This window comes from Streptomyces endophyticus (genome assembly GCF_035798155.1).
Classification (GTDB): Bacteria; Actinomycetota; Actinomycetes; order Streptomycetales; family Streptomycetaceae; genus Streptomyces; species Streptomyces endophyticus.
Genome location: NZ_JAOZYC010000072.1, coordinates 1 through 737 on the forward strand (window position 1 = coordinate 1; position 737 = coordinate 737).

Below are 737 nucleotides of genomic sequence, written 5' to 3' on the forward strand. Positions count from 1 at the left end.
GGTGCCGGCCGACGCGCGGCGGCCTGGCGAGGCCGCCCGCGCCGAGCACGGCGCGGTGCACGGCCCCGGCGACCTGCGCGTGCAGGGCGGCACCGACGCGGCGACGCTCGGTGACCTCCTCGGGCTCGTTCAGGACGTACGTGGCCGCCGCCGCGACCGGCGCCGCGAGCAGTGCCCCCGTGGCGGTGAGGAAGTCGAGGACGCGGGCGCGCAGCCTGGCGCCCCGCTCGGTGGCGGGGAAGCGGGCGCAGGCCGCGGGCAGCGAGGGCGGCAGGAACGCGCCGGTGAGGTCGTTCAGGACGGTGACGTCGCGCGGGTACATCTCGGCGGGGCTGAACAGGACGGGGTCCGCGCCCGGGTGCACGGTGTCCCGCCACGTCTCGTCGCTGACGACGTGCAGCCCCTCGGCGGCGGCCGCCTCCGCGGCCTCGTGCAGCATCTCGGGCGGCGGCACCGTCGCCGTCGGGTCGTCGGCCACGGACAGCACGAGCAGCCGCGGGTCGCCGCCCTCCGCTCTGACCCGGCGGACCGTCTCCAGGAAGGCCGTCGAGTCGGGGACGCCGCCGCATTCGGCGGGCGTCGGCACGTGGTACACGGCACGGCCCAGGAGCCTGGCCTGCGGCACCCACCAGGCCGAACAGGGGCGCGGCACCAGGACGTCGCCGCCGAGCGCGGCGGTGAGGGCGAGCAGCAGCGGGGCCGCGCCGGGCGCCGCGCCGAGTTGCTCGCGTTCGGTG

Annotated in this window: 1 protein-coding gene; it reads right to left on the reverse strand. The window is 78.7% G+C overall.

Annotated features, from left to right (window positions below; translation table 11 throughout):
* The coding region (locus OKJ99_RS09475) for an aminotransferase class I/II-fold pyridoxal phosphate-dependent enzyme (RefSeq protein ID WP_326015412.1) at positions 1–737 on the reverse strand (737 nt) is incomplete at both ends.